Origin of the sequence: Pantoea sp. Pa-EAmG (genome assembly GCF_030024295.1) — a bacterium.
Classification (GTDB): domain Bacteria; phylum Pseudomonadota; class Gammaproteobacteria; order Enterobacterales; family Enterobacteriaceae; genus Pantoea; species Pantoea dispersa.
The window spans coordinates 1-6927 of record NZ_JASEWO010000208.1; the positions used below are offsets into that span (position 1 = coordinate 1).

Consider the following 6927-nt stretch of genomic DNA (forward strand, 5'->3'; position numbering starts at 1 on the left):
TTTTATTGGGCTGTCTTTCTCAGGATGAAGCCTTAAACGATCGTGACAGGTGACACTCTGTTGCCTGCCGCTTGCAAAACAGAGGTGCGCTATGACGACAATGTTTGACGAGCCAACCCGCAACAGCAAACGACTCAGTGACGGTCCCGACTGGACCTTTGAGCTGCTTGATGTCTACCTGGCGGAGATCGACCGCGTGGCCAAAAGCTATGGGCTCGATACCTACCCGCACCAAATCGAAGTGATCACCTCCGAGCAGATGATGGATGCGTACTCCAGCGTGGGGATGCCCATCAATTATGCCCACTGGTCGTTCGGCAAGAAGTTCATCGAAACCGAGCAGCGCTACAAACACGGTCAGCAGGGACTGGCGTATGAAATCGTCATTAACTCGAATCCCTGTATTGCTTACCTGATGGAAGAGAACACCATGACCATGCAGGCGCTGGTGATGGCGCATGCCTGCTACGGCCACAACTCTTTCTTCAAAAACAACTACCTGTTCCGCAGCTGGACCGATGCCAGCTCGATTGTCGATTACCTGCTGTTCGCACGTAACTACATCTCTGATTGCGAAGAGCGTTATGGCGTGGAAGAGGTCGAGCGGCTGCTGGACTCCTGTCATGCGCTGATGAACTATGGCGTCGATCGCTATAAACGCCCGCAAAAGATTTCGCTGCAGGAAGAGAAAGCGCGGCAGAAAAGCCGGGAAGAGTATCTGCAGAGCCAGGTCAATACGCTGTGGCGCACCCTGCCACGCAAAGAAAAAGAGTTTACTCAGGTCGAGGCGGCACGCTATCCCTCTGAGCCGCAGGAAAACCTGCTGTACTTTATGGAAAAGAACGCGCCATTGCTGGAGTCGTGGCAGCGTGAAGTGCTGCGCATTGTGCGTAAAGTCAGCCAGTATTTTTACCCGCAGAAACAGACCCAGGTGATGAATGAAGGCTGGGCGACCTTCTGGCACTACACCATCCTGAATCACCTGTACGATGAAGGCAAAGTGTCGGAGCGCTTTATGATGGAGTTCCTGCACAGCCATACCAACGTGGTGTATCAGCCGCCGTATAACAGCCAGTGGTATAACGGTATCAATCCGTATGCGCTGGGCTTTGCCATGTTCCAGGACATCAAGCGTATCTGTCAGTCGCCAACCGAAGAAGATCGCTACTGGTTCCCGGACATCGCCGGCTCCGACTGGCTGAAGACGCTGCATTTCGCCATGCGCGAATTTAAAGACGAGAGCTTCATCAGCCAGTTCCTGTCGCCGAAAGTGATGCGGGATTTCCGTCTGTTTACGGTGATGGACGACGATCGCAATAACTATCTTGAGATTGCCGCCATTCATGATGAGGCGGGATATCGTGCGATTCGTCAGCAGCTGTCAGCGCAGTATAATCTGAGCAATCTGGAGCCGAATATTCAGGTGTACAACGTAGACCTGCGCGGTGACCGTTCGCTGACGCTACGCTATGTGCCGCAGCAGCGCGCCCCGCTCGATAAGAGCCGTCGCGATGTGCTGAAGCATGTGCATCGGCTGTGGGGTTTTGATGTCAATCTGGAACAGCAGAACGAAGATGGCAGCGTGGAGCTGCTGGATCGCTGTCCTGCGCGCGGACCGGCGCTTTAAACAAAATCTCCATGCTCAGGGACGAGCATTTATCTTCCTGCCTGGTAGGCCCCTAATCTCACAGATAATCCTGCACCAACTTCACAGACAGTCAGTATCCGCTGATGCAGCGGGCTATTCGCAGCGCTGAGGCTTTTACGTTGCGCCAGGAGATTCCCGCGGGGAGGCGGGAATCAGGCCGGGCCGGTCAGGAAGACCGATACCGGCCGGTCCGTCAGGCGCAACGTGAACGCCGAAGGTACCGCGTAAGCGGCGCGAGGAGCAGCCCGGCAGCAGCGAATACTGACTGTCCGGGACTGGAACCCGCGAAACGTTTGTGCGCTGTTAACGCTTACTGCTCAAATCATCCGGCATGCTTTTCTGCATGCTGTGCCAGATTTCACCGCTGCGGCGGCCGTAGTTACGCACGCTGTCGACGATCTGATCCTGCGTTGGCTGTTTGCCACACAGATCCGCCAGTTGACGATAAAAGTTACGCGCCAGTTCACGCGCTTCCGGATTTGAGAAGTAATGGCGGCCAACGCGGGTGTACAGCCCTTTCAGACCGTTGAGAATCAGGCCGTAAATCGGGTTGCCGGAAGCAAAGGCCAGGCCGCGAAACACGCGGTAATCCAGCTCGGTATAGGCTTCAGCCTGATCTTCCTCGCTCAGCGCACTCTCCAGCACTTCACGCGCCTTATCCGGATGATGGCGCAGCGCGCGGCTGATAAAGATTGACGCGATATTGGTACGCACTGACAGCAGGTTATCAATTAACTGCGGCACACTGTCGTGGTCAAGACGGGCGAGCGTTTCGAGGATATTAAGACCAGACGTTTCCCAGAAATCATTGACGCGGGTGGGTTTACCATGCTGAATGGTCAGCCAGCCATCACGAGCCAGCCGCTGCAGCACTTCACGCAGAGTGGTGCGGGTCACGCCGATCAGTTCAGAAAGCTCACGTTCGGCAGGAAGAATCGATCCCGGCGGAAAACGGCTGTTCCAGATGCTTTCAATTATGTACTCTTCAGCGAATCCTGCAGGGCTCTGTGCCTTAATCACCATAGCATTTATTTCTCATTGCTTTCTTTGTCGTAATGGCACTCATCATACCAGAGGGGTCATAGCGGAAATAGCCTGCCAGCGGATTAAAAGCGCGCGCTGGCGCAAAATTCAGCAGCTGCGCAGCGAAAAAAGCCGTGGGTTACGCTGCGCTTGCGTGGGCGCTTTTGATGCCGTGTGCTAAAAGCCACGATTTTTTGGCGTGGATCAGGGATAAGTCATTTTTATACATGATTTTTTCCGCCTGCCTGGCTGGCACGGGTACGCTTTTGGTTTACACTGCGATGCATTAACGGCTACGGGAAAAGCAATATGTTGCGATACTTGAATCAATGCTCACGCGGACGCGGTGCCTGGTTATTAATGGCCCTGACCGCCCTGGTTTTTGAACTGGTTGCGCTGTTCTTTCAGCACGTGATGGGATTGCAACCCTGCGTAATGTGTATCTATGAGCGTTGTGCGCTGTTTGGCGTCATGGGCGCCGGCCTGGTGGGTGCAATTGCGCCTAAAACGCCGCTGCGCTGGGCGGCCATCGCCATCTGGCTCTACAGCGCTTATGAAGGGGTACGCCTCTCTTATGAGCACACCATGATTCAGCTGCACCCCAACCCGTTTGTGACCTGCGATTTTGCTGCTCGCTTCCCGAGCTGGCTGCCGCTGGATAAATGGCTGCCGGCGGTATTTGTCGCCAGCGGTGACTGCGCGGAACGCGGATGGACTTTCCTGACCTGGAGCATGCCGCAGTGGATGATCGTGATTTTTGCCGCTTATCTGCTGGTGGGCATTCTGGTATTGATTGCGCAACCGTTCAAAGCAAAACGTCGCGATCTGTTTGGTCGCTGAGTTCAGTCAAACAAAGTCTCAGACGAAACAGGCAGCCGCGGCTGCCTGTTGCGTTATCAGCCGTTCCGATCCGGCCGGTCAATAATGTGTTCTTCCCAGTCGCGCACTTCACTCTCGCGCACCGCGATGTATCGCACCGAAATACGCTGAGCATGCATCGCCTTCTTCGACCCGGCAATCAGCGGGTGCCATGCCGGCAGCCTTTTGCCCTCCCCTAACAGCCGGTAAGCGCAGGTGCGCGGCAGCCAGTTAAAGGTGGTGAGATTCTCGCGCGTCAGCTTGATGCAATCTTCTTCGTACTCGAAGCGACGCTCATAATTGCGGCACTGACAGGTCTTGATGTTGAGCTGATTGCAGGCGACGTTAGTGAAGTAAATCTCATCGGTATCCGCATCCTGCAACTTATTCAGACAGCACTGTCCACAGCCGTCGCACAGCGATTCCCACTCTGCGTCGTTCATTTGGTCCAGGCGTTTGGTCTGCCAGAAAGGTTGGTCGGTCATGATAGCGGTCCGGGTTGAGCAACAAGACCGCACCTTATAAAGCTTCAGGTGCGGTGATGCAAGTATTACAGTACGCGGGTGCTGATACCGTGACCGGCCAGCGACACTTCCAGCTTATCGCCGGAGCGCAGCGGGCCCACGCCTTCAGGCGTACCGGTCAGCACCACGTCACCGGCGCGCAGCGTGAAGTACTGGCTCATGTAAGCAATCAGCGGCAGAATTTTGTGGATCATATCTGCCGTAGTGCCGTGCTGGCGCACCTCGCCGTTAATGACCAGCTTGAGTTCGGCATCCTGCGGATCGACGCTGAATTCAGCCGCCGGGATAAACCCGGACAGCGGACAGGAGTTATCGAAACTCTTGGCGCGCTCCCATGGCTGACCGGCTTTCTTAAACCCGGCCTGCAGATCGCGCAGCGTTAAATCCAGCGCGACGCCATAACCGGCAATCGCTTTCGCCACGTGCTCTTCACTGGCCTGCTTCAGGGTAGCGCCAATCAGCACCGCCAGCTCCACTTCATGATGCACCTCACCAAAGCTGGCCGGGATCGACAGTGGCTGCCGCAAATCGCACACCGCGGTTTCCGGTTTGATAAACACCACCGGCTCACTCGGGGTGGCGCTGCCCATCTCTTTAATATGCTTTGCATAGTTGCTGCCGACGCACACCACTTTGCTGACCGGATAATCCAACAGCGCGCCCTGCCAGTTACGATGCTGATACATGCTAATCCCCTGCTTGAGTTGAGTTAGGTGCCAGCCGCGCTGGCGAAGATGTCTCATCAGCCGCCGGAACGTGGCAGGCTGCTGAGCACTATATTAGCGGGTTTATCGCGGCGCACGTGACGGAAAGCGGCAAAAGCCGTTCCCCTGTTCATCAGGTCCGCCGCTTAAGACAACGATTATTGCCCACAATAATGGGTTAAGGTGAGCAATTAAATTAATGCCGAAGCACTGATTATATTTACAGGATATATTTTTACAGATGAATCTGAATTAAACTTTTTTACCCTGTTCAAGATGAATGTTGAGCAGACTTTCAACCGGTGGTGGGATCTGCAAATAATAACCTTGTTCGCTTAAACCCTGCTTCACTTTATTGATGTCAGCGTTGGCCAGCCTGTCGCGCTGGTCGAGCGACAGCACCATCGCCAGCTGCGGTTTACCAAAGCCGCGCAGCAATTCTTCCGGGACGCGCGAAAAATCGTCTTTTTTTTCTACATACAGATAAGTCTGGTCACGTTGCGGGCTTCTATAGATCACACAAAACATATTTTTTACTCGAATTAACTAAGGGCGTCACTTGCCTGAATATAGCAGTAACTATAACATGCTTGCAGAACTTCGAATATTGACCCGCGGATGTTAATGACGATTTTATCGGCGTTTACTTCAGGGTCGTAAAACAGGACTGAGTCAGGACAGATGTCGCAATCGCCAATCGAATTCAAGGGCAGCAGTTTTACCCTGTCAGTTGTTCATCTGCACCATTCGCAACCCGAGGTGATTCGTCAGGCGCTGCAGGACAAAATCGACCAGGCCCCGGCTTTTCTGCACAACGCGCCGGTGGTGCTGAACGTGTCAGCCCTGAACGGTGACATCAACTGGAAGCAGATGCAGCAGGCCGTCAGCGCCACCGGCTTACGCATTGTGGGCGTGAGCGGCTGTAAAGATGAAGCCCTGAAAAAGATGATTGCCCGCGCTGGCCTGCCGGTGCTGTCAGAGGGTAAAGAGAACCGCAAACGCGCTGATGCGCCCGCGCCGGAGCCGGAAGCGGTCGCGCCGCCGGTCAGCGAACCGGCCAGCAAAACGCGTATCATCAATACGCCAGTGCGTTCCGGTCAGCAGATTTACGCGCGCAACGCCGATTTGATCGTCACCAGCAGCGTCAGCGCCGGTGCCGAACTGGTGGCTGACGGCAACATTCATATTTACGGCATGATGCGCGGCCGCGCGCTGGCCGGTGCCAGCGGCGATCGCGACTGCCAGATTTTTTGCACCAACCTGTCAGCAGAGTTGGTCTCCATTGCCGGCGAATACTGGATCATGGACCAGATCCCGGCGGAATTCTTTGGTAAAGCTGCGCGCCTGTGCCTTAAAGAGGGCGCGCTCACCATCCAGACACTTAATTAGGCCCCTTTTCTTTCGTTAAGGAAATCAACATTTATGGCACGCATCATTGTAGTTACATCGGGTAAAGGGGGCGTTGGCAAGACCACGTCAAGCGCGGCCATCGCCACAGGGTTAGCGCAGAAAGGCAAAAAAACCGTGGTGATCGATTTCGATATCGGTCTGCGTAACCTCGACCTGATCATGGGCTGTGAACGCCGCGTGGTGTATGACTTTGTCAACGTTATTCAGGGCGATGCGACGCTGAATCAGGCACTGATTCGCGACAAGCGCACCGAGCAGCTTTATATTCTGCCCGCCTCACAAACCCGTGATAAAGATGCCCTGACCCGCGAAGGCGTGGAAAAAGTGCTGAACGACCTGGCGGCAATGGACTTCGATTTTATCGTCTGCGACTCGCCGGCCGGTATCGAAACCGGTGCGCTGATGGCGCTGTACTTCGCGGATGAAGCGATCATTACCACCAACCCGGAAGTCTCTTCCGTGCGTGACTCAGACCGTATTCTCGGCATCATCTCGTCGAAATCACGTCGCGCTGAAAACAGCGAAGAGCCGGTAAAAGAGCACCTGTTACTGACCCGCTATAACCCGGGACGCGTAACGCGTGGCGACATGCTGAGCATGGAAGACGTGCTGGAAATCCTGCGCATTCCTCTGGTCGGCGTGATTCCGGAAGATCAGTCGGTGCTGCGCGCGTCTAACCAGGGTGAGCCCGTGATCCTCGATGCAAACTCTGACGCCGGTAAAGCTTACGCTGATACCGTAGATCGCCTGCTTGGCGAAG

General features: G+C 54.9%; 8 protein-coding genes. 4 read left to right on the top strand and 4 right to left on the bottom strand.

Going from position 1 to position 6927, the window contains the following annotated elements; genetic code table 11:
- Positions 1-91 precede the first annotated feature (91 nt).
- Complete coding sequence (locus QMM04_RS19650) at positions 92-1627, top strand: SpoVR family protein (protein ID WP_031280208.1); 1536 nt, start codon at positions 92-94, stop codon at positions 1625-1627.
- Between the two features lie 324 nt (positions 1628-1951).
- On the opposite strand, the gene fadR is transcribed toward QMM04_RS19650, so the two are convergent.
- Positions 1952-2671: a fatty acid metabolism transcriptional regulator FadR gene (fadR, locus tag QMM04_RS19655; protein WP_058757728.1), complete on the bottom strand. Its 720-nt coding sequence runs from the start codon at positions 2669-2671 to the stop codon at positions 1952-1954.
- A 309-nt stretch (positions 2672-2980) separates the two neighbouring features.
- On the opposite strand from fadR, the gene dsbB reads away from it, so the two are divergent.
- Positions 2981-3511 (top strand): disulfide bond formation protein DsbB, encoded by a 531-nt coding sequence (dsbB, locus tag QMM04_RS19660; RefSeq protein ID WP_040679952.1) that lies wholly within the window; start codon positions 2981-2983, stop codon positions 3509-3511.
- Positions 3512-3567: 56 nt separating this feature from the next.
- Here dsbB and QMM04_RS19665 read toward each other — a convergent pair whose 3' ends face one another.
- From QMM04_RS19665 to QMM04_RS19675, 3 genes are all read right to left on the bottom strand, one after another.
- The gene (locus tag QMM04_RS19665; RefSeq protein ID WP_282996816.1) at positions 3568-4014 is read right to left on the bottom strand and encodes a YcgN family cysteine cluster protein; all 447 of its coding nucleotides are present in this window, start codon (positions 4012-4014) and stop codon (positions 3568-3570) included.
- 65 nt (positions 4015-4079) lie between these two features.
- A complete protein-coding gene (locus tag QMM04_RS19670) occupies positions 4080-4739 on the bottom strand; it encodes a fumarylacetoacetate hydrolase family protein (RefSeq protein ID WP_021510045.1) in 660 nt (219 codons plus the stop codon).
- 270 nt (positions 4740-5009) lie between these two features.
- Complete coding sequence (locus QMM04_RS19675; RefSeq protein WP_021510044.1) at positions 5010-5285, bottom strand: YcgL domain-containing protein; 276 nt, start codon at positions 5283-5285, stop codon at positions 5010-5012.
- A 153-nt stretch (positions 5286-5438) separates the two neighbouring features.
- Between QMM04_RS19675 and minC the strand changes: the two genes are divergently transcribed.
- Both minC and minD read left to right on the top strand, forming a co-directional pair.
- Positions 5439-6146 (top strand): septum site-determining protein MinC, encoded by a 708-nt coding sequence (gene minC / locus QMM04_RS19680; RefSeq protein ID WP_021510043.1) that lies wholly within the window; start codon positions 5439-5441, stop codon positions 6144-6146.
- Positions 6147-6179: 33 nt separating this feature from the next.
- A partial coding sequence (gene minD, locus QMM04_RS19685) for a septum site-determining protein MinD (protein WP_282996817.1) occupies positions 6180-6927 on the top strand: 748 nt, incomplete at its 3' end.

What these genes read in the sequence shown, in the direction of transcription:
- QMM04_RS19650 (WP_031280208.1), top strand. Translation starts at nt 92, where the DNA reads ATGACGACAATGTTTGACGAGCCAACCCGCAACAGCAAACGACTCAGT.
- fadR (WP_058757728.1), bottom strand. Translation starts at nt 2,671, where the DNA reads ATGGTGATTAAGGCACAGAGCCCTGCAGGATTCGCTGAAGAGTACATA.
- dsbB (WP_040679952.1), top strand. Translation starts at nt 2,981, where the DNA reads ATGTTGCGATACTTGAATCAATGCTCACGCGGACGCGGTGCCTGGTTA.
- QMM04_RS19665 (WP_282996816.1), bottom strand. Translation starts at nt 4,014, where the DNA reads ATGACCGACCAACCTTTCTGGCAGACCAAACGCCTGGACCAAATGAAC.
- QMM04_RS19670 (WP_021510045.1), bottom strand. Translation starts at nt 4,739, where the DNA reads ATGTATCAGCATCGTAACTGGCAGGGCGCGCTGTTGGATTATCCGGTC.
- QMM04_RS19675 (WP_021510044.1), bottom strand. Translation starts at nt 5,285, where the DNA reads ATGTTTTGTGTGATCTATAGAAGCCCGCAACGTGACCAGACTTATCTG.
- minC (WP_021510043.1), top strand. Translation starts at nt 5,439, where the DNA reads ATGTCGCAATCGCCAATCGAATTCAAGGGCAGCAGTTTTACCCTGTCA.